At 72.8% G+C, this 20452-nt stretch carries 15 protein-coding genes; 13 read left to right on the forward strand and 2 right to left on the reverse strand.

Features of this window, described 5'->3' with window-relative positions; all coding sequences use genetic code 11:
- The first annotated feature begins 60 nt into the window (after window positions 1-60).
- The 13 genes from AB0I49_RS08080 (at window position 61) to AB0I49_RS08140 (ending at window position 17741) form a co-directional block, all read left to right on the forward strand.
- Window positions 61-1797: a helix-turn-helix domain-containing protein gene (locus AB0I49_RS08080; protein ID WP_363225979.1), complete on the forward strand. Its 1737-nt coding sequence runs from the start codon at window positions 61-63 to the stop codon at window positions 1795-1797.
- A gap of 256 nt (window positions 1798-2053) precedes the next feature.
- The gene (locus AB0I49_RS08085; protein WP_363225980.1) at window positions 2054-3496 is read left to right on the forward strand and encodes a serine hydrolase domain-containing protein; all 1443 of its coding nucleotides are present in this window, start codon (window positions 2054-2056) and stop codon (window positions 3494-3496) included.
- Window positions 3497-3638: 142 nt separating this feature from the next.
- Entirely contained in the window at window positions 3639-5240 is a 1602-nt protein-coding gene (locus AB0I49_RS08090; protein WP_363225981.1) for an ABC transporter substrate-binding protein, read from the forward strand.
- 154 nt (window positions 5241-5394) lie between these two features.
- The gene (locus AB0I49_RS08095) at window positions 5395-6636 is read left to right on the forward strand and encodes an MFS transporter (RefSeq protein WP_363225982.1); all 1242 of its coding nucleotides are present in this window, start codon (window positions 5395-5397) and stop codon (window positions 6634-6636) included.
- 226 nt (window positions 6637-6862) lie between these two features.
- Window positions 6863-9184 (forward strand): germacradienol/geosmin synthase, encoded by a 2322-nt coding sequence (locus AB0I49_RS08100; RefSeq protein WP_363225983.1) that lies wholly within the window; start codon window positions 6863-6865, stop codon window positions 9182-9184.
- 117 nt (window positions 9185-9301) lie between these two features.
- A complete protein-coding gene (locus tag AB0I49_RS08105) occupies window positions 9302-9970 on the forward strand; it encodes a TetR/AcrR family transcriptional regulator (RefSeq protein ID WP_363225984.1) in 669 nt (222 codons plus the stop codon).
- Entirely contained in the window at window positions 9963-11333 is a 1371-nt protein-coding gene (locus tag AB0I49_RS08110) for a phenylacetate--CoA ligase family protein (RefSeq protein WP_363225985.1), read from the forward strand. Before AB0I49_RS08105 ends, AB0I49_RS08110 begins: the two co-directional genes overlap by 8 nt.
- Before the next feature lie 289 nt (window positions 11334-11622).
- A complete protein-coding gene (locus AB0I49_RS08115; RefSeq protein ID WP_363225986.1) occupies window positions 11623-12165 on the forward strand; it encodes a hypothetical protein in 543 nt (180 codons plus the stop codon).
- Window positions 12166-12257: 92 nt separating this feature from the next.
- Window positions 12258-13094 (forward strand): DUF4097 family beta strand repeat-containing protein, encoded by an 837-nt coding sequence (locus AB0I49_RS08120; RefSeq protein ID WP_363225987.1) that lies wholly within the window; start codon window positions 12258-12260, stop codon window positions 13092-13094.
- Between the two features lie 401 nt (window positions 13095-13495).
- Window positions 13496-14707 (forward strand): cytochrome P450, encoded by a 1212-nt coding sequence (locus AB0I49_RS08125; protein ID WP_363225988.1) that lies wholly within the window; start codon window positions 13496-13498, stop codon window positions 14705-14707.
- 4 nt (window positions 14708-14711) lie between these two features.
- Window positions 14712-14936 carry a ferredoxin gene (locus AB0I49_RS08130; protein WP_363225989.1) on the forward strand — a complete coding sequence of 75 codons (225 nt, stop codon included), beginning with the start codon at window positions 14712-14714 and terminating at the stop codon, window positions 14934-14936.
- Window positions 14937-15166: 230 nt separating this feature from the next.
- Entirely contained in the window at window positions 15167-16081 is a 915-nt protein-coding gene (locus AB0I49_RS08135; protein WP_363226074.1) for a glycoside hydrolase family 19 protein, read from the forward strand.
- 199 nt (window positions 16082-16280) lie between these two features.
- The gene (locus AB0I49_RS08140; RefSeq protein ID WP_363225990.1) at window positions 16281-17741 is read left to right on the forward strand and encodes an MFS transporter; all 1461 of its coding nucleotides are present in this window, start codon (window positions 16281-16283) and stop codon (window positions 17739-17741) included.
- A gap of 90 nt (window positions 17742-17831) precedes the next feature.
- On the opposite strand, the gene AB0I49_RS08145 is transcribed toward AB0I49_RS08140, so the two are convergent.
- Both AB0I49_RS08145 and AB0I49_RS08150 read right to left on the reverse strand, forming a co-directional pair.
- Window positions 17832-19403, reverse strand: a complete 1572-nt coding sequence (locus AB0I49_RS08145) for a PTS ascorbate transporter subunit IIC (protein WP_363225991.1) — start codon at window positions 19401-19403, stop codon at window positions 17832-17834.
- An 89-nt stretch (window positions 19404-19492) separates the two neighbouring features.
- Window positions 19493-20272: a PTS sugar transporter subunit IIA gene (locus AB0I49_RS08150; RefSeq protein WP_363225992.1), complete on the reverse strand. Its 780-nt coding sequence runs from the start codon at window positions 20270-20272 to the stop codon at window positions 19493-19495.
- Between the last annotated feature and the right edge of the window lie 180 nt (window positions 20273-20452).

The following is a 20452-nucleotide window of genomic DNA, read 5'->3' on the forward strand; positions in this document are numbered from 1 at the left end:
CATAGGATCGACGCCTATACGGCGTACAAGAGATTGGTCCCGCACCCCGAGGGAGGAAGCGTGCTCACCCCGGTGACCCCCCGTCCGCGAGCCGGCCTCCGGCGCGTCCTGGAGGACCTCGGCCCCACTCTGCTCGACCTCGTCCTCGGCGACGTCGACGCCGCGGGGGCGGGTTCCGCCTCCGGGCCGGGGCCCGGCGCCGGCTCCGGCTCGCGGGACATCGGCGGCGTCGTCATCCACGACCCGTACGACGAGCCCGTGCCGCCGCCCAGGGCCCTCGTGCTCGGCGTCGCCGTGCACGAGCCCGCCCGGATCGTCGAACTCCTCGACACCCTCGGCGCGCAGGGCGCCGCCGGCCTCGTCGTCCGCGCGCCGGTCGCCGTCGACGAGGAGGTCGCCGCGGCGGTGCGGCGCTCCGGCGTCGCGCTGCTCGGCCTGGCCCGCGGCGCCTCCTGGGCGCAGATCGCCGCGATGCTGCGCTCGGTCATCGCCGAGGGCGACGTCGGGGACCCCGGCCCGGAGTCCCTGGGCGGAGTGTCGTCCGGGGACCTGTTCGCGCTGGCCAACGCGATCGGGGCGCTCCTCGACGCGCCCGTCACCATCGAGGACCGCAGCTGGCGGGTGCTGGCCTTCTCCGGCCGGCAGGGCGAGGCCGACTCCTCGCGCGTCGAGACCATCCTCGGCCGCCAGGTACCGGAGCGCTACACCCGGCTCCTGGAGGAACGCGGGGTCTTCCAGGCCATGAACCGCAGCGACCGGCCCGTGTACGTGGCTCCCGTCGCGGAGGGCGACGGCGGCGGGTTCAGCCTGCCGCGGGCAGCGCTGACCGTACGCGCCGGGGACGAGGTCCTCGGCTCCATCTGGGCCGCCGTGCACGGACCGCTCAGCGCCGAACGCGAACAGGCCCTGTGCGACGCGGCGAAGCTGGTCGCCCTGCACCTGCTGCGGCTGCGCGCGGGCGCCGACGTGGAGCGCAGGCTCCGGTCCGACCTGGTGGCCACGGCGCTGGAGGGCGGGCCGGGCGCCGCCGAGGCCGTCGCCCGGCTGGGGCTGGCCGAACAGCCGGGCGCCGTCCTCGCCCTGGCGGCCGCGGGCCGCCCCGACGGCGACCAGTCCGCCGCCCGGCACGCCCGCTACGTCGCCGAACGGCAGCGCCTGACCGACGCGTTCGCGATGCACCTGACCGCGGTCCACCCGCGCTCGGCCGCCGCGCTCGTCGGCGACGTCGTCTACGGCATCGTCCCGGTGCCCGCCGACCGCGCGGACGCCGAGATCCGGGCGGTCCGGGTCGCGGACGACTTCCTGGAACGCGTCGGCGAGCGCCAGGAACTGCGCGTGGGCGTCGGCCCGTACGCCCGCGACTGCGCCGGACTGCCCGCCTCCCGCGCCGGGGCGGACCGGGCGCTGCGGGTGCTGCGCGCGAGCGCGGGCTCCCGCTCGGTGGCCCGGATCGCGGACGTCTTCGTCGAGTCGCTCCTGCTCGAACTCACCGACGTGATCGCCGAACGCGGCGATCCCCCGTCCGGCCCGGTGGCCCGGCTCATGGCGTACGACGCCGCGCACCACACCTGCCTGGTCCCGACGCTGCGGGCGTGGCTCGACGCCTTCGGCGACGTGGCCACGGCGTCCGCCGCCGTTCATGTGCACCCGAACACCTTCCGCTACCGGCTGCGCCGGCTGGCGGAAGTCGGCGGCCTCGACCTCGCGGACGCCGACGCCCGCTTCGCCGCCATGCTCCAACTGCGCCTGTGGCCGCACACCAGGCGCGTCCGGACCGTGCCGGGCGGCGGCTCGTGAAGCCGCCGCCCGGCCGCGAGAGCCGAAGCGCCCGAAGCCGGGGCCCCGGCCGCGCCGTCGGCCCGCACTCCACACGCCCCCGCGCACGGCGGACTTGTGCGGGGCGATGGATCGCGGCCCCCCGCCTCGTCCGCGCGGACGAATCGCCGCGCGGAGCGGCGGCCTAGCCTCGCTGACAGGTCACCGGCCCGGCCCCGGCCGCCCCCTCACGACCAATCCCCTCCACAGCCAACCCCTTCGAGAACAAAGGAATCGCATGTCACAGGCACCGTCGGAATCGCTCTCGCCGTCCCCGTCCGGCGCGGGCGCGGACCCGCGGCTCGACGCTCTCCACGCCTGGCTGAACGGGCGCCTGGCGACCCTGCTGGACGAACACCAGGTGCCGGGGGCCGCCGTCGCCGTGAGCGTCGGCGACGCGGTCATCGACGTCGCCGCGGGAGTCCTCAGCAAGCGCACCGGGGTCGAGGCCACGCCCGACTCCGTGTTCCAGATCGGCTCGATCACCAAGGTCTGGACGACGACGCTCGCCATGCAGCTCGCCGACGAGGGGAAGCTGGCCCTCGACGCGCCCGTACGCGACTATCTGCCCGAGTTCGCGCTCGCCGACGACGCGGCCGCGGCCGCCATCACCGTCCGGCAGCTGATGTGCCACGTCAGCGGGTTCGAGGGCGACCTCTTCACCGACACCGGCGTGGGCGACGACTGCATCGAGAAGTTCGTCGCCACGCTCGGCGACGCGCCGCAGCTGTTCCCGCCGGGCGAGCGGTTCTCGTACAACAACGCCGGCTACTGCGTGCTCGGCCGGATCGTCGAGGTGCTGCGCGAGAAGACCTACGACGCCTGCCTGCGGGACCACCTCTTCGCCCCGCTCGGCCTCACCCACGCGGCCACCGGCCCGTACGAGGCGATCCTGCACCGGGCCGCGGTCGGCCACATCCCGACGGGCCCGGACGCCGCGTTCGAGGCGGCCCCGGCGTGGGCGCTCCCCCGCTCGAACTCCGCCGCGGGCTCCATGCTCGCCATGCGCCCCCGCGACCTGCTGGCCTTCGCCCGGATGCACCTGGCCGACGGCGTGGGCCCGGACGGTACGCGCGTGCTCGGCGCGCAGAGCACGCGGGCCATGCGCGAGCGCCAGACGGACGTCCCGTACCTGGGGCTGATGGGCGACCGGTGGGGCCTCGGCTGGGAGATCTTCGACTGGCCCGGCGCCACCGTCGTCGGCCACGACGGCGGCACCCTCGGCCAGTCGGCGTACCTGCGCGCCGTACCGGGGCAGGACGTGGCCGTGGCGGTGCTGACCAACGGCGGCGAATCGCTCGCCGTGTACCAGGAGATCGTCGAGCGCGTCCTCGGCGAACTCGCCGGCGTGGAGGTGCCGCCGCTGCCCGCCCCGGACCCCGACGCGCCGCGGATCGACGCCGCGCGGTACGTCGGCACGTACTCCTCGGGCGTCGCCGACACCGTCGTCAGCCAGGACGCCGACGGCCGCATATGGGCCGAGCGGACCCCGAAGGGGATCTTCGCCCAGCTCGGCGGCGGACCGGAGCGGACCGAGCTGGCGCCGGCGCGCGAGGACTCCCTGATAGCCGTGGAGCGCAGGCACGGCATGCACCAGATCCACTCCTTCGTCGGCGACGACGGCGACGGCCACGCGCTGTACCTGCACACGGGGCGCGCCGACCGCAGGGTCGCGCCGTGAGCGGCGCGCCCGCCGCGCGGGGCACGGCTGTCCGCCGCCCGCGGGAGCGCCCCGCCGCCTGAGCGGGGCGCGGCCCGGAGGGCGGGAACCGGCCGCCCGCGCCCGCCCTCCGCCGCCACACCCCACCCCCAGGGAGATACGGATGAGAACCGCGCGGACCACGGCAGCGATCGTCATCGCCGCCGCCCTGGGCCTCACCGGCTGCGGCGGGCCCTCGGGCGCCGGCAGCCGACCGCAGCCCGGCGACACCCCGGCCGAGGGCCGGACGTTCACCATGGCGATGGCGGCCGACCCCGGCACGCTCGACCCGGCGAAGACCGTCCTGTCGGCCGCCATCCAGGTCGACCGCTTCCTCTACGACCCGCTGATCCAGATGACCGCGGACGGCCGCGCCCGCGCGGGCCTCGCCGAGAAGTGGCAAGGGGACGCCACCACGGCCCGCTTCACGGTGCGAAAGGGCGTCACCTGCGCCGACGGTTCGCCGCTGACCGCGCGGGACGTGGCCGCGAACATCGCGTACGTGGCCGACCCGAAGAACCGGTCGCCGCTGACCGGCCTGTATGTGAACCCCGGCGCCACGGCGACGGCCGACGCCGCGAACCGGGAGGTCACCGTCGTCAGCAAGGTCCCCGACGCCTTCCTGCTGCGCAACGTCGGCATGGTGCCGATCGCCTGCGGCAAGGGGCTCGACGACCGTGCGTCGCTCGCCGCAGGCGGGCACGGCACCGGGATGTTCACCCTGACGGAGTCGGTGCCGGGCGACCACTACACCCTCACCCGCCGCAAGGACTACACCTGGGGTCCGGGCGCCTGGAAGGCCGGGCAGAAGGGGCTGCCGGACACAGTGCGCGTACGGATCGTCCCCAACGAGACGACCGCGGCGAACCTGCTCCTGTCCGGCGAGCTGAACGCCGCGAACCTCGTCGGCCCCGACCAGCAGCGGCTGTTCGGCCGCGGCCAGTACCACACCGACTCGGCGACCGCACTGGGACAGATGTGGTTCAACCAGGCGCCGGGCCGCCTCGGGCGGGACGAGACGGTACGGCGGGCCCTCGCCCGAGCCGTCGATCTGCCGGTCATCGGCAAGGTGCTGTCCAGCGGCACCGGCAAGCCGTCGGGCGGGCTCATCAGCATCGAACCGAGGGCCTGCAAGGCCGCCACCGCCGCCCGGCGGCTGCCGCCCCACGACGTGGACGCCGCCAAGTCCCTGCTGGACGCGGCGGGCTGGCGGGAGGGCTCCGACGGCGTACGGGCCAAGGGCGGCGAGCGGCTGAAGCTCACCCTCCTCTACCCGAGCCAGATCGGGCAGCCGGCCGCGTCCGCGGCGGAGCTGATCCAGAAGGCGTGGCGGGCCGTCGGCGCCGAGGTGGCGCTGCGCGGCGTCGACAACATGGGCATCAACCAGGTCGTCGCCGGCAACGCGTCCTGGGACGTCTCCGTCATGCCGCTGGGCCTGGGCATCCCGCCCCAGCTCAGGCCGTTCGTCTCCGGCCCGACACCGCCGCACGGCACGAATTTCGCGCACATCGGCAACGAGAAATACGCGGCCCTGGCCGCCGACGCCTCGCGGATGCCGGGCGCCGAGGGCTGCCCGACGTGGAACCGCGCCGAGTCGGCGCTGATCGAGTCGGTGGACGTACTGCCGTTCGTGGACGCCGTCGTGCCGACGTTCGGCTCGGGGGCGCGGTTCGAGAAGAGCTACGCGAGCATCACGCCGTCGTCGATCAGGATGTACAAGGACTGAGATGTACGGGGATTGGCTGGACGAGGGCCGGGCCGTGCACGAGAGGGCCGGGCCGGTGACGAGGACCGGGCCGTGCACGAGGATTGATGTACACGGGCCGGGGCGTGTGCGAATGTGAACGGGACGTGATCACACAGCGACGGAGGTCCGGCCGATGGCGGCGGCACAGTTGGCTTCACGGCGCGCCGCGTGGCGCCGGGCGGCCGTGGTCGGGGCACTCATGCTGGCCGCGTTCACCTTCAACACCACCGAGAACCTCCCGATCGGCGTGCTCCAGCTGATCTCGGACGACCTCAAGGTGTCGCTGTGGGCCGTGGGCTGCCTCGTCACCGGGTACGGCGTGACCGTGGCCGTGGTCTCCCTGCCCATCACGCACGCCACCCGTGCCATGCCCCGCCGCCATGTGCTCACCGCCCTGCTGGGCGCGCTGGTCGTGGCGAGCCTCGCCTCGGCGGCGGGCTCCTCCTACTGGCTGCTGCTCGCCGCCCGCGTGGTGACCGCGCTCGCCCAGGCGCTGTTCTGGGCGGTGATGGGGCCGGTGGCCGTCGGGCTGTTCCCGCGGCGGGTGCGCGGGCGGGTGATAGGGCTGCTGTCGGTCGCCGGGTCGCTGGCGCTCGTCCTGGGCATCCCGGCCGGTACGTGGCTGGGGCAGCGGCACGGCTGGCAGCTTCCGCTGGTGGTGCTGGCCGGGCTGGGCGCCGTGTCGCTGGTGGTGATCGCGGCGCTGCTGCCCACGTCACGGCCCGAGGAGGGGGCCGCGGCCTACGGGTCCGAGCCGGACGCCCGGCGGTTCGGGGCCGTTCTGGCGACCACCGCCCTGTCGGTGACCGGCGCCTTCGCCGGTTACACGTACATCGTGAAGTTCCTCGGCGACGTCAGCGGCTTCGCCGATACGTCCGTGAGCACGCTGCTGATGGTCGCCGGGGTGGCGGGCGTCCTCGGGGTCACCGCCACCGGCCCGCTGCTCGACCGCTTCCCGCGGGCCACGCTCGCCGTCCCGGTCGCCACCCAGACGCTGGGCCTGTCCGGGCTGTACGCGCTGGGCGGCGTGAAGGCGGCGGCGGTGGCGATGCTGGCGCTGCTCGGGGCGTCGCTGGGGCCGGTCTTCATGGCGACGCAGGCGCGGGTGCTCCAGTCGGCCCCGGGCCGTACGGAGATCGCGCTGGCGGCCAACTCCGGCGCGTACAACGCGGGGGTGGCGCTCGGCGCGCTGCTGGGCGGAGCGCTGCTGCCCGCCGTGGGGGTGCGCGGGATATTCCTGGTCGGCGCGGTGTTCAGCGCCGCGACGCTGGGGGTGCTCGGGTGGGAGCGGCTGACCGCGCCGGGCCCTGGCGGACGGCCCGCCGGTGCGGGGCTCCGGAGGGCGGGCGCGCCCCGGAGCCCGCTGCCGGAATGAGCCGCCGAGGGCGGTCGGGCGAGCGCCGGGCCGGTGCCGGTGCCGGTAGCGCGTCGGGCGAGCGCCGGGCCGGTGTCGGTGCCGGTAGCTCGTCGGCCGAACTCCGCGCGAGCGCCTGATCGGACAACACCCGTACGAGTGGTTTGCCGTTCGGGGCGGTGCGGCGATTCCGCGGGGGCTTCTACGGTCGCTACCCACCGCGCCACTCACTGGAGGCCCAGGCACCGTGCAGCCCTTCGAACTTCCCGACTTCTACATGCCGTACCAGGCCCGCCTCAACCCCAGCCTTCCCCGCGCCCAGGCGCACGCCGCGCCGTGGGCCCGGTCCATGGGGATGCTGGAGGGCTCGGGGGTGTGGGACGAGGCGGACCTGGACGCCCACGGATACCCGCTGCTGTGCGCCTACACCCACCCGGACGCCGCTCCCGAGGCGCTGGACACCGTCACGGACTGGTACGTGTGGGTGTTCTTCTTCGACGACCACTTCCTGGAGACGTTCAAGCGGACCGGCGACATCGCGTGCGCCAGGGCGTATCTGGACCGGCTGCCGCTGTTCATGCCCCGCGACGGCTCCCCGCTGCCGGAGCCGGTCAATCCGGTCGAGGCCGGCCTCGCCGACCTGTGGCAGCGGACCGCTCCGCGCATGTCCCCGGAGTGGCGGGAACGATTCTTCGAGTCGACGTTCAACCTCCTCCAGGAATCGATGTGGGAGCTGCACAACATCGACGCGGGCCGGGTGGCCAACCCGGTCGAGTACATCGAGATGCGCCGCAAGGTGGGCGGCGCGCCCTGGTCGGCGGATCTCGTGGAGTTCGCGAACGGCGCCGAGGTGCCCGACGCGGTGGCCCGCAGCAGGCCGCTGCGGGTGCTGAAGGACGCCTTCTCGGACGGGGTGCACCTGCGCAACGACCTCTTCTCGTACCAGCGCGAGGTCGAGGAGGAAGGCGAGTTGAGCAACGGCGTACTCGTCATGGAACGATTCTTCGGGTACGACCCGCAGCGGGCCGCCGACACGGTCAACGACCTGCTGACCTCCCGGCTGCACCAGTTCGAGCACACGGTCCTCACCGAACTGCCGCCCCTCTTCGAGGAGTACGGCCTGGACCCGGCCGCCCGCGCGCGCGTGCTGGCGTACGCGCAAGGGCTGACGGACTGGCAGAGCGGCGGCCACGAATGGCACCTGCGCTCCAGCCGGTACATGAACGGCGGCGACGGCGCCACCCTCGGTGCCGTGCCCTGGTCGCCGCCGGGGCCCTCGGGCATCGGCGCCACCCGCGTGGGGGCTGCCGCCGTGCGGGTGCTCAGGGCCCCGGCTCAGGGCGCGAGCACCCGCGCCCGCTCCTTCCGCCTCCCCACGTACGAGCGGGTCGGCCCGACCGCCGCGCCGAGCGTCCGCATGCCGTACGCGCTGCGGCTCAACCCGCATCTGGACCTGGCGCGCCGGGACCTCACCGAGTGGGCGCGGCGGACCGGGATGACCGTGCCGACCGCCGGCGTGCCCGGTGACGGCCGATGGACCCAGGAGGTGCTGGACTCCTGCGACCTGGCCCTGTGCTCGGCGGGGCTCGACCCGGACGCCTCCGCCGAGGATCTGATCACCAGCGCCAGGTGGCTGGCCTGGGGCACGTACGCCGACGACTGCACCCCGGTGTTCAACGCGGCCCATGACGCGGCCGGGCTGCGGCGGTACATGGATCAGGCGCGCCGGTGCATGCCGGTGGACGGGACGCCCGCGCCGCCGCCCGTGGACGCCTCGACCCGTGCGCTGACGGACCTGTGGGCCCGTACGACCGCGTCGATGAGCCAGGAGGAACGGGAGCGGTTCCGCCGGGCGTGCGACGAATTCATCGACAGCTGGTGGTGGGAGTTCAGCAACACGGAGCTGAACCGGGTGCCCGATCCGGTGGACTACATCGAGATGCGGCGCAAGACGTTCGGGTCGGAGCTGACCGTCCTCCTCGCGCAGCTGGGCCGGGGCTGCGCGGTCCCGCCGGAGCTCTTCGCGACCACCACGGTCAGGAGTCTCGAAGCCGCGGCCATGGATTACGCGGCTCTCCTCAATGACTGCACGTCGTTCCAGAAGGAGATCGAATTCGAGGGCGAGACGCACAACGGGGTGCTGGTGATCCGGCAGTTCTTCGACTGCGCCACGGAACAGGCCAGGGCCGTCGTGATCGACCTGATCAACTCCCGGATGCGGCAGTTCGAGCATCTGGCGGCCGAGGAGATCCCGCTGCTGTGCGCGGACTACGGACCGGAGGTCGGCAGGGAATTGGGGCGGTATGTGGACGGCCTCAAGGACTGGATGAGCGGCATCAAGAAGTGGCACGAGGAGGTCGGCCGCTACAAGGAGCCGAACCTGCGCGAGCGCTACGGGCGGCTGGAGGGGCCCGAGGGGCATGCGGGGAGCGCGGGGTGCGCAGGGCATGAGGGGCGTGCAGGGCTTGAGGGGCCGCGTCCTGGTTCGGGGACGCTCCCGATCGGGCCGCCCCGCGGACTGGGGACCTCCGCCGCCCGGCTGGTGGAGTCCCTGCCGGTCCGGGCGTGAGTCGGGCGCCGGAGTGCGGGCCCGGTGCTGCCGGGCCTGCCGCGCGCTGCCTTGCGTAAGGGTTTCGCCGGGGCTTTCCCTAGTTTCAATACAGAGCTGCACTGTATTGTTTTCACCGTGAAGCTTGGCGACGACGACGGGCGCACCGACGCCCCCTCCGCACACCCCTCCCGGCCCCCCGGCCGCCCCCGCAGCCGCGAGGCGGACGAGGCGATCCTCACGGCCGCCCTCGACCTGCTGATCGAGCGGGGCATCGGCTGGGCCAGCATCGAGCAGATCGCCCGCCGCGCCGGAGTCACCCGCGCCACGGTCTACCGGCGCTTCCCGAACCTCACCGAGCTGCTGGTACGGGCGATCGAGTGGGAGTACCGGGAGGTGGACGCCGCGCCGCCGCGCCGGCCGGACATCGAGGCGATGGTCGCGGACTGGGCCGGTTACCTCAGCCGGCCCCGTACGCGCCGGCTGATCCGCCGCCTGTACGGCTCGGTGGACGACCTCCCCGAACTGCTGCACGCGTACCACCGGTCCCATGGCGGGCCTCGCGACCAGGCGGTCCACTCCGCCCTCGAACAGGCCCGCGCGGCAGGCCGCCTCCCCGCGGACAGCGATCCGGACATCTTGCGGCAACTGCTCAGCGGCGCGGCCCTGCACCACCTCGCCGCCTGCCCCGACACCACCGGCGCGGACGAGGTGGAGGCGTATTTCCTCGCCGTACTCCGGCAGGCCGGCTACCGGCCGGACGCGGACGGGGCCCCAACCTCCAAGGAGCACACGGAACATGAGTGAGAACGCGTCATGGCTGGGCCGGGACATCCGCCGGGCCCGCAGGCAGGGCCCGGCGGCCGTCGACCGGCGCCAGAAGATCCGGCTCGCCGGCATCGTCGCGCACGCCCGCGCCACGTCGCCCTACTACCACGAGCTCTACCGCGACCTGCCCGAGCGCGTGACGGACCCGGCGCTGCTGCCGGTCACCGACAAGAAGAAGCTGATGGCGAACTTCGACGACTGGGTGGGCGACCGCGGCATCACGTACGAGAAGGTGTCCGCCTTCGGCGACGACCCGGAGCTGATCGGGCAGCGGTTCCTGGGGAAGTACATGGTGGCCACCACGTCGGGCACCAGCGGCCGGCGCGGCCTGTTCATACTCGACGACCGGTACATGGCCGTCACCTCGGCCCTGACCTCCCGCGCACTCACCTCCTGGCTGGGCCCCGCCGGCGTGCTGCGGGCCACCGCCCGCGGCGGGCGCTTCGCCCAACTGATCGCCACCGGCGGCCACTACGCCGGGTTCGCCGGGTACTCCCGCCTGGTCCGCGAGGGCGGCTGGCGCGCCAGGCTGATCCGGGCGTTCTCGGTGCACACTCCGATGGCGGAGCTGGTCGACCGGCTCAACGCCTACCGCCCCGCCATCGTCATCGGCTACGCCAGCACGCTCATGCTGCTCGCCGCGGAACAGGAGGCGGGCCGGCTGCGCATCGACCCACTCCTGGTCGAGCCCGCGGGCGAGACGATGACCACCGGCGACACGGACCGCATCGCGGCCGCCTTCGGCGCGAAGGTCGGCACGGTGTACGGCGCGACCGAGTGCGCGTACCTCAGCTACGGCTGCGCGGCGGGGTGGTACCACGTCAACAGCGACTGGGCCGTGGTCGAGCCGGTCGACGCCGACCACCGGCCCACGCCGCCCGGGGAGTTCTCGCACACCGTCCTGGTCAGCAATCTCGCCAACCGAGTGCAGCCGTTCCTCCGCTACGACCTCGGCGACAGCGTCATGGTCAGGCCCGAGCCCTGCCCGTGCGGCAACCCCCTGCCCGCGATCCGCGTACAGGGGCGCGCCGGGGACATCCTCACCTTCCCGAACGGCCGCGGCGAGGACGTCAGCCTCGCCCCGCTGGCCTTCGGCACCCTCTTCGACCGTACGCCCGGAGTCGAGCGGTTCCAGATCGAGCAGACCGCCCGCACGACGCTGCGGGTGCGCCTGCTCCCGGCCGACGGAGCCGACCCGGACCGCGTGTGGCAGGCCGCTTGCCGCGAACTGACCCGCCTGCTCGCCGACAACGGGCTGGACGGCGTCTCCGTCGAACGGGCCGCGGAGCCTCCCCGACAGGCGCCCGGCGGGAAGTACCGTACGGTCATTCCGCTCGCCTGACCGGGGCGAGTGATCGGGGCGAGTGGTCGGGGCGAGTGGTCCGGGCTCACGATCCGGACTTATGGTCCGGACTTATGGTCCGGACTTATGGTCCGGTCTCATGGCCCGGGCTCATGGCCCGGACGCGTGATCCAGGCACGTGATCCAGGCGCGTGATCCCGGCGAGTGAGTCGCCTCAGTCGCGGCCCAGGCCGCCTGACCACGCCATTCAGGCCCATCCGGGCCCTGGCGCCAGGCGTGCGCCATGCACCCCCTTGCGATGGCGTCACGATGGTGCCATGATGGCGTCATGGACCTCACGCCGTATGTCGACAACCTCCGGCACGAACTCGCGGTCGCCGCCGACACGGGCGGGGACGAGGCGCGCGAGCTCGCCGAGCGACTCACCACGCCCTTGGAATCGGCCGTCCGGCTCATGCTGCTGGACGCGCTGTCCAGCGCCATGGGCGAGGTCACCCGCGACCTGGCACCGGGGTCGGTCGACGTACGGCTGCGGGGGCTCGACCCCGAGTTCGTCGTGACGCCGCCGCCGGCGCTGGAGGGGTTCGAGGAAGTAGGGGCGCACGAGGGCCCGTCAGGCGGCGCGCGAGCGCCCATGGCACCGGCCCCCCCGGCCTCGGACGGCGACGACGGCGGCACGGCGCGCGTCAATCTGCGGCTTCCCTCTCACCTCAAGACCCGTGTCGAGGAGGCGGCGGGACAGGAAGGCCTGTCCGTCAATGCCTGGCTCGTACGGGCCGTCGCCGCCGCCCTGGAACCCACCGAGCGCGGGCGGCCTCCGGGGCGCGGCCGCCATATGGGCCGGCAGGGCTTCACCGGCTGGGTCCGCTGACGGGTTCCGACCGGCGCGGCGTTCGGGCGCCACTCTCCTTCACCCGCCCCACCGGCGGGGACGCAAACCTGAGCCATGAGGACGGGACAGCCATGCCTACCTTCGACACTCCGGCACCGATCTCCGCCACCATCGAATTCGACGTCGGCTCCGCCCGGATCGCCGCGGGCGAACGCGCCGACACGGTCGTCGAGGTGCTGCCGAGCAACGCGGCCGAGGACGCCGACGTACGCGCCGCCCAGCAGACCAAAGTCAGTTACGCGGACGGCAAGTTGCTGGTCAAGGGGCCCAAGAAGCGTTCGCTGTTCGGCAAGACCGGATCGGTCGACGTGAGCGTCGAGCTGCCGGCCGGCTCGGACGTCCACGGCTCCACCCCCATGGCGGACTTCCTCTGCACCGGGCGCCTCGGCGAGTGCCGGCTCAGAACGTCGCTCGGAGACATCCGGGTCGACGAGGCGGAGGCCGCGTTCCTCAAGACAGGTCACGGGGACATCCAAGCGGCCCACCTGGCGGGGGATGCCGAGGTCATCGGGGCCGGGCGGATCGAGATCGGCACGTTCGGGGGCACTTCGAGAATCAAGAACGGCAACGGCGAGACCAAGGTCGGGGAGGCCGTCGGCGAGCTGCGGGTGAACGCGGCCAACGGCACCATCTCCGTCGAGGTCGCGCATGCCGGTGTCGACGCCAAGTCCGCCAACGGCGGCATCCGGGTCGGCGAGGTGACGCGCGGCAGCATCGCGCTCCAGGCCGCCATCGGCGATGTCGAGGTCGGCATCCGCGAGTCCACGGCCGCCTGGCTCGAGGTGAAGACCGGCGTCGGCAGCGTCCGCAACTCCCTGAGCACGACGGACGGCCCGGACACCGCCGACGAGACCGTCGAGGTCCGCGCCAGCACCGGAATCGGCGACATCCTGATCCACCGCGCCTGATCCGCCGGGTCTGGACCACCGGGCCGGGCCCGGCGGGCCTGATCCACCGGGTCTGATCCGCCGGGCCCGGCCCGGTCTGGGAAGTCAGGCTCGCTGGCCGTACGAACGAAGCACGTTCGCGCTCAACTCGCCGCCGTGGCGGGTGGCGGCGCCTTTGAACCCCATCGCGTCCGCTGGACGCCCGCGGTGCGGTTCTGCCGCGGCACGCCGAGCGGCGGGCCGGCGCGCTCGTACGCGCCGCTTCCGCCCAGGCACCCCCTTGCAACACCCCTCTGCACCGCGATCGCGCTCCGCATCACTCACCGGTCACGCACCGAGCGCGCACCGAACGCCCAACACCCGCGTACCGCGCGTGGCAGCGCACATGGCACGTCACTCTGCACTCTGAACCGGAGGACCCCATGCACCACCACACACCACCGACGCACTCCGAGCCGGTCACGATGCCGCTGGACCGCACGGAAGGCTGCCCGTTCGACCCGCCCGCCGAGCTGGCGCGGATTCGGGAAGGGGGGCCGCTCGTACGGATGCGGTACCCCGACGGGCACATGGGCTGGCTGGCCACCGGCCACTCCGTGGTCCGGGAGGTACTGGCGGACCGGCGCTTCAGCTCGCGCCAGGAGCTCCTGCACTCCCCGATGATGGACCTCGGCGAGCTTCCCCCGGCGGCGCTCGGCGATCTCACCGGGATCGACGCGCCGGAGCACACGCGCTATCGGCGGCTGCTCATCGGGAGTTTCACCGTGCGCCGGATGCGCGCGCTCACCGAGCGGGTCGAGCAGATCACCGCCGAGCACCTCGACGCCATGGAGCGCCGGGGGCGGACGGCCGATCTGGTGGAGGCGTACGCGCGGCCCGTTCCCGCGCTGATGATCTGCGAGCTGCTGGGGGTGCCCTACGCCGACCGGGAGCTCTTCCAGGACCACGCCTCGACGCTGCTCACCCAGTCCGCCGAGGAGCGGGAGCGGGAAGCGGCCCTGACGGCGCTGACGGAGTATCTGCGTCAGCTGGTGCTGGCCAAACGCGCCGAGCCCACGGACGATCTGATCAGCGATCTGACATCCAGCGACCTCACTGATGAGGAACTCACCGGCATCGGCGTCCTGTTGCTGGTCGCGGGCCTGGACACCACCGCCAACATGATCGCCCACGGCACCTTCGCCCTGCTCAGCAACCCGGACCAGGTCGCCGCCCTGCGGGCCGATCCGGACCTGGCGGACCAGGCCGTCGAGGAGTTGATGCGCTATCTGACCGTTGCCGATCCCGGCGTGCGGGCGGCGCTGGAAGACATAGAGCTGGACGGCCAGTTGATCAAGGCCGGCGAGTGCGTCACCGTCTCGTTCCAGGCCGCCAACCGCGACCCGGTGAGGTTCCCGGACCCCGACTCCCTGGACCTGCGCCGGAAGGCCACCGGGCATCTGGGCTTCGGCCACGGCGTCCACCAGTGCCTGGGCCAGCAGTTGGCGCGGGTGGAGATGCGGGTCGCCATACCGGCCCTCTTCGCCCGCTTCCCGTCGCTGCGGCTCGCCGTTCCGCCGGGGGACGTGCCGCTGCGCAGCGCCATGAACATCTACGGGGTGGAGCGGCTCCCCGTCACCTGGGGCGAGGAGTAGGCCGGTGGAACTCGGCGTGGACCGCGAGCGCTGCGTCGGCGCCGGGATGTGTGTGCTCAGCGTCCCCGAGGTCTTCGACCAGGACGCCGAGGACGGCCGGGTGCTGGTCCTGGACGCCGAACCGCCGCCGGGGCGGCGGGCGTCGGTCCGGCTGGCGGCGGGGGTCTGCCCCGCCGGCGCCATCACCGTGCTGGAGCGAGGGGGCGCCGGCACCCCGCCGCCTGCGTGACCGGGCCTCTTCGTAGGGGGGTGGCGCGGGAGTTGACGTCCCGTCCGCGCTGGTCAGGAGGCATGTAGTCGATCTGCGGTCTTGACTGGTCCAGACCGCAGCGGTTGAGTACCTCATCTCTGCGGTCGGCGTCCGGCCCCGGACGCCGACCGCGGGGACGCATACACGTGCGTCGGGTCGTCCGACGCCGATCCCCTGCGGCTCCTGCCGCACCGAGGAGTGATCAAGTGTTGCTGAGACAGCGCATGGCGGCCGTCCTCTCCGCCGCCGCGTTCACCGCCGTTCTCGCCGTCGGGGCGCCGTCCGCGACCGCGGCCGCCACCCCCGACGCGACCGCCGCCCCCACCACTGTCGCGAGTTGCAACTACACCGTATGGACCGCCGGGAAGTCGTACCGGACCGGCGATATCGTCAAGTACACCAATGGCAACTACTACCGGGCCACCCATGACAACCCGGGCTACGACCCGGTCATCAGCACCTGGTTCTGGGAGCCGTACAACTGTGGCCCGACCAATCCCTCCACGGACTTCGTGGTGAGCGAGGCGCAGTTCAACCAGATGTTCCCGAACCGGAACTCGTTCTATACGTACAAGGGGCTGACCGCGGCCCTGAGCGCCTACCCCGGCTTCACCAAGACGGGCAGCGACACCATCAAGAAGCGGGAGGCCGCCGCCTTCCTCGCCAACGTCAGCCATGAGACGGGCGGCCTCGTCCACGTCGTGGAGCAGGACACCAGCAACTATCCGCACTACTGCGACCCCAACCGGCCGTACGGCTGCCCGGCCGGGCAGGCCGCCTACTACGGTCGCGGGCCGATCCAGCTGAGCTGGAACTTCAACTACAAGGCGGCCGGCGACGCGCTCGGCATCGACCTGCTGCACAACCCGAACCTGGTGCAGACCGACCCGGCCGTGGCCTGGAAGACAGGGCTCTGGTACTGGAACACCCAGCGCGGCCCCGGCACGATGACGCCGCACGACGCGATCGTCAACGACCGCGGCTTCGGCGAGACGATCCGCAGCATCAACGGCGCGGTCGAGTGCAACGGCGGCAACCCCGGCCAGGTCCAGAACCGCATCGACACCTTCCGCAGGTTCACCCAGATACTGGGCACTTCCACCGGCGGAAATCTGAGCTGCTGAGCCTGAGGTAATCCGCTTTCCGTCATTCGACTTTCCGCCATTCGATCGCGGACCTGGCGCGCGGCGCCCGAGCCCATGCCGGACTCTGCGCGCCAGGTCTACCGACCCAAAAGTATCTTGACATCGAGATTAATGCCCGGCAGGCTACCCCTCGATCTTTCGATCTCTTGACGTCGAGATACATCCGAGGGGGCGGGCGATGCGGCGCGGCGGCACACCGGGCGGGCGGGAACTGAAGGACAGGCAGGGCCTGATCGCCCAACTGCGCAACCCGCCGGGCGGCCGCAACGCACGGATCATGCTGCTCGCCCTGGCCCTGGACCGGACGGGCTCGGGGCTGTGGGCCTCGTCGTCGGTCCTCTACTTCACCTTCGTCACCCACTTGAGCGCTCAGCAGGTCGGTGTGCTGCTGGGCACGGCCGGCGTGGCGGGTATCGCCGGTTCCCCGCTGGCCGGGCGGCTGGCGGGCCGCTTCCCGGTGCGTTCGCTGCTGATCGGCTCCCATCTGCTCCGGCTGCTGACGCTCAGTCTGCTGCTGGTGTGCACCGAGTTCGCGGCCCTGCTCCCGATCGTCGCCGTCACCTACCTGGGCGACCGGGCGGCGAAGATGCTGGAGATGCTGTTCGCCACCCGGGCGGCGGGCGAGCGGCGCGTGGCCTATCAGGCGCTGTCGCGCAGCGCGGCCAACGCGGGGTACGCGGTCGGCGCGGGGCTCGCCGCCATCGGCGTGGCCGTGGGGACGGTCGGCGCCTACCGGGTGCTGATCCTGGGCGACGCGCTGTCGTTCGTCGCCGCGGCGGCACTGGTATGGCGCGCCCGGGAACCGAAGGCCGCGAGCGTCGAGGTGGCGCGTTCCCGCGGCACCTCGACGCCGGGCTCCGACAGCGCGCCCGGAGCCGAGTCGGAGGAACCAGAGGAACCAGAGGAATCAAAGCAATCGGCGGAAGGGGCCGGGCCGAGGGGGGAGAGCGGGTCGGCGGCGCGGCCGGCGAATCCGTGGCGGGATCGCGGCTACCTACGGTTCGCGCTGCTGGACATCGCGATGAATCTCGACGACTCGATCCTCAGCGTCGGGCTGCCGCTGTGGCTGGTCGACCGGACGTCGGCGCCGCACGCCATCGTCCCGGCCTTCCTGATCATCAATACCGTGCTGGTCGTGGTGTTGCAGCTGAGCGTGTCGCGGCGGGCGGAGGGGCCGCGCCGGGCCACGCGGGCGGTGCTGCTGTACGGGGTGCTGATGTTCGTCTGCTGCGCGGTGATGGCGGCGTCCGCCCGAGGCGGGGCGTGGATGGCCGGGGCGGCCCTGCTCGTAGGGGCGTTGCTCGTCACCATGGCGGAGCTGATGCGTTCGGTGAGCTCCTGGGAGCTGGCGGTGCTGCTCGCGCCGCCGGACGCGCGCGCCGCGTATCTGGGGGTGGCCGGGATGTCCCAGTCCATCCAGAAGTCCGCCGGTCCGCCGCTGCTGACCGGGGTGGTGATGGCGGCCGGGCCCGCCGGATGGCTGGTGCTGGGGACGGTGATCGCGGGGCTGTCGGTCGTGCAGAAGACCACCTGTGCGCGGCGGCTCCAACTCGGGTCCGTGCCGCTCCCCTCCGCCCCCTCCCCCGTCGCGGCCGGGCGGGTCAAGGCGTCGCGGGCGTGGGGCAGGTCGCGCCGGTAGCGGTCGGCTTCACGCCCGTACAAAGGCATCCGTGCGGGTATCCGGCGATCCGGGCCGTCCAACTGTCCAGGTGCCCACCTCCGTCGCGGGTCATGGTTCCCGCGTCGGGGGTGGGGGCGGTGTCGGTGCTCCGGGCGGGGGCGCGATCCGCCCGTACGTCCGGGTGGCCGCGTCCGCGTCGCCGCTGTCGCCGGGCGGCGGGCCGCCCTTGGGAAAGAAGGCGTCGCGGCGGGCGCCGGGGTCCCAGCCTCGTGCCACGACCCGCTTCTGCACCACGACCGCGCCGCCCAGCACGACCGCCCCGATCAGCAGCAGGAGGACCACTCCCCCGGCGCCGCCCGCCTTGGCGGCGTTGCCGGTCAGGGAGCCGAACCAGCCGAAGTCGGCGTCGCCGAAGGTGGTGTTCTCCTCGCCGAAGGCGCCGAGCACCTTGAGCAGCAGCGCGGGCAGGAAGGTGATCAGTAGGCCGTTGAGGAACGCGCCGACCGCCGCGCCGCGCCTGCCGCCCGTCGCGTTGCCGAAGACGCCCGCCGCGCCCCCGGTGAAGAAGTGCGGTACGAGACCGGGCAGGACGAGGGAGAGGCCGAAGGCCGGGCCGAGAACCGCCGACAGCAGGCCGAGGCCGACCAGGCCGCCGAGGAAGCTGAAGACGAAGCCGAGAAGTACGGCGTTCTGCGCGTACGGGAAGACGATGGGCGCGTCGAGCGAGGGCACCGCCCCCGGCACGACCTTGTGGGCGATGCCCTGGAAGGCGGGGACGAGTTCGCCCAGGATCGTACGGACGCCGAAGAGGATCACGGCGACGGCGATGCCGAACTGCAGCCCCTGCATGACGGCTTGCATCACGTAGTCGCCGACGCCCCCGGCCGCCGTGCCGCCCTCGGCCGCGAACGCCTTGAACGCCGCCTCGCGGCCCGCCTTGACCAGGTAGCCGACGGCCATCAGGACGTAGATCAGCACCATGGACAGCGCCGTGGCCACCATCGAGTCGCGCAGGAAGCGCAGTCCTTCGGGCAGCTTCATGTCCTCGGTGCTGCGGCTGCGCCTGCCCACCAGTTGCCCCGCCGCGCCCGCGACGACATACCCGGCGGTGCCGAAGTGGCCGATGGCGACGGAGTCGTTGCCGGTGACGCGCCGCGTCCACGGGTGCGCGAAGGCCGGCATGGAGACGAGCACGATGCCCAGCAGCACGCCGCCGATGGTCACGACGGCCGCCGGCGGCAGCCCGGCCGTGGCCAGCACCATGGTCAGCAAGGTCGCCATGAACAGCATGTGATGGCCGGTCAGGAACACATAGCGCAGCGGCGTGAACCGGGCTAGCAGCAGGCTGATCCCGAACCCCAGGATCATCAGCCAGGCGACGCGCGCGCCGTACTGCGCCTGGGCGATGCCGACGATCGCCTCATTGGTCGGAATCACACCATGCGCGCCGGTCGCCCCCTGGATCATCTCCCCCAGCGGCCCCAGGGACTTGACCACCAGCCCCGCGCCCGCGCCGATCAGCAGAAACCCCAGCGTCGACTTGACGGCCCCGGCGACGACCTGCCCGGCCGGCTTCCGCAGCGCGATCAGGCCGGCGGCGGTGATGAGGCCGATGAGGTAGGCGGGTTGGCTGAGGACCTCGTTCACGAGGAACTTCGCGAGGGATACGAGCCAGTCCATGTCCATGATGCCTTTCGTCCCGATCCCGTCCGCAGACGCCCGTTCGCCGCGCCCCGCCACCAGAGGGCCCGCCCCTTGAGGGCCCGCCCTCATACGTCATAGGTGTCCCTGAGCACGGCGTCGACCTCGACAGCGCTGGTGAAGTCCTCGACCGCCCGCACCGGTACGCCCACGTCGCCGAGCGTCCTCGCGATCTCCCGGGAGGTGAGGACGGCGACGGCCTCGGACGCCTTGCCCTTGGCCGAGACGGTGTCGGTCGCCTCGACCTCGACGTACCGGGACCAGCCCCAGCGGTCGAGCACCTGCTCCAGCGTGTGCTTCAGGAACAGGCTCGTACCCAGGCCGTTGCCGCACACGGTCAGGATCTTGTGCACGACGGCGCCGCGACCGGGACCGGCCACTGCCGACCGCAGCGGTTCCGCGCGCCCCGTCAGCACGTCATGCGCCGCCTGTGGCGTACGGGCCTCGTGCAGCGCCCGTACGGCGCCGGGGTCCGCCAGGAGCCGCGCCAGTTCGGCCATCGCCGCCGTATGCGCGCTCGCGTCCCGCGCCGCGAGCCCGGCGACGAGCGTCACCGGGTCGTTCGTCTCATGCCCGAACTCCACGGGCCGCCGCAGCCGCACCCAGGACATTCCGGTCCTCAGCGCGGCCGGCGACGGCCGGGCGTGCGCGAACGCGAAGCCGGGCGCGAGCACGATGTACGGCCCGTTGTCGGCCGCGTTGCGGATCATTTCCGCCGTATAGGCGGCGGTGCAGGCGCCCGTGGCGACCATCAGATCACCCGCGGCCCGCACCGCTTCCCGCCAGTCCGGCGCCGCGACGTCCAGCCGGACGGCCTCGACGGGCAGCAGCTCGCTCAGTGTGGCCATGCGACGGATCTTGACATGCGCCCCCGCCTCCCGGCACGGCCCCGGAGCGCTTCTTTCTCCGACACGCGGCCTTCGACACACGGCCTTCGACACCCGACCTTTGGCGCACGGCCTCTGACGCAAGCCTTCGGCACACCACCTTTGACTCACGGCCTTTGACACACCGCCCTTGGCCCACCG

Origin of the sequence: Streptomyces sp. NPDC050617, assembly GCF_040654795.1 — a bacterium.
Lineage (GTDB): Bacteria > Actinomycetota > Actinomycetes > Streptomycetales > Streptomycetaceae > Streptomyces.

What these genes read in the sequence shown, in the direction of transcription:
- AB0I49_RS08085 (WP_363225980.1), top strand. Translation starts at nt 2,054, where the DNA reads ATGTCACAGGCACCGTCGGAATCGCTCTCGCCGTCCCCGTCCGGCGCG.
- AB0I49_RS08090 (WP_363225981.1), top strand. Translation starts at nt 3,639, where the DNA reads ATGAGAACCGCGCGGACCACGGCAGCGATCGTCATCGCCGCCGCCCTG.
- AB0I49_RS08095 (WP_363225982.1), top strand. Translation starts at nt 5,395, where the DNA reads ATGGCGGCGGCACAGTTGGCTTCACGGCGCGCCGCGTGGCGCCGGGCG.
- AB0I49_RS08110 (WP_363225985.1), top strand. Translation starts at nt 9,963, where the DNA reads ATGAGTGAGAACGCGTCATGGCTGGGCCGGGACATCCGCCGGGCCCGC.
- AB0I49_RS08115 (WP_363225986.1), top strand. Translation starts at nt 11,623, where the DNA reads ATGGACCTCACGCCGTATGTCGACAACCTCCGGCACGAACTCGCGGTC.
- AB0I49_RS08120 (WP_363225987.1), top strand. Translation starts at nt 12,258, where the DNA reads ATGCCTACCTTCGACACTCCGGCACCGATCTCCGCCACCATCGAATTC.
- AB0I49_RS08125 (WP_363225988.1), top strand. Translation starts at nt 13,496, where the DNA reads ATGCACCACCACACACCACCGACGCACTCCGAGCCGGTCACGATGCCG.
- AB0I49_RS08140 (WP_363225990.1), top strand. Translation starts at nt 16,281, where the DNA reads ATGCGGCGCGGCGGCACACCGGGCGGGCGGGAACTGAAGGACAGGCAG.
- AB0I49_RS08145 (WP_363225991.1), bottom strand. Translation starts at nt 19,403, where the DNA reads ATGGACTGGCTCGTATCCCTCGCGAAGTTCCTCGTGAACGAGGTCCTC.
- AB0I49_RS08150 (WP_363225992.1), bottom strand. Translation starts at nt 20,272, where the DNA reads ATGGCCACACTGAGCGAGCTGCTGCCCGTCGAGGCCGTCCGGCTGGAC.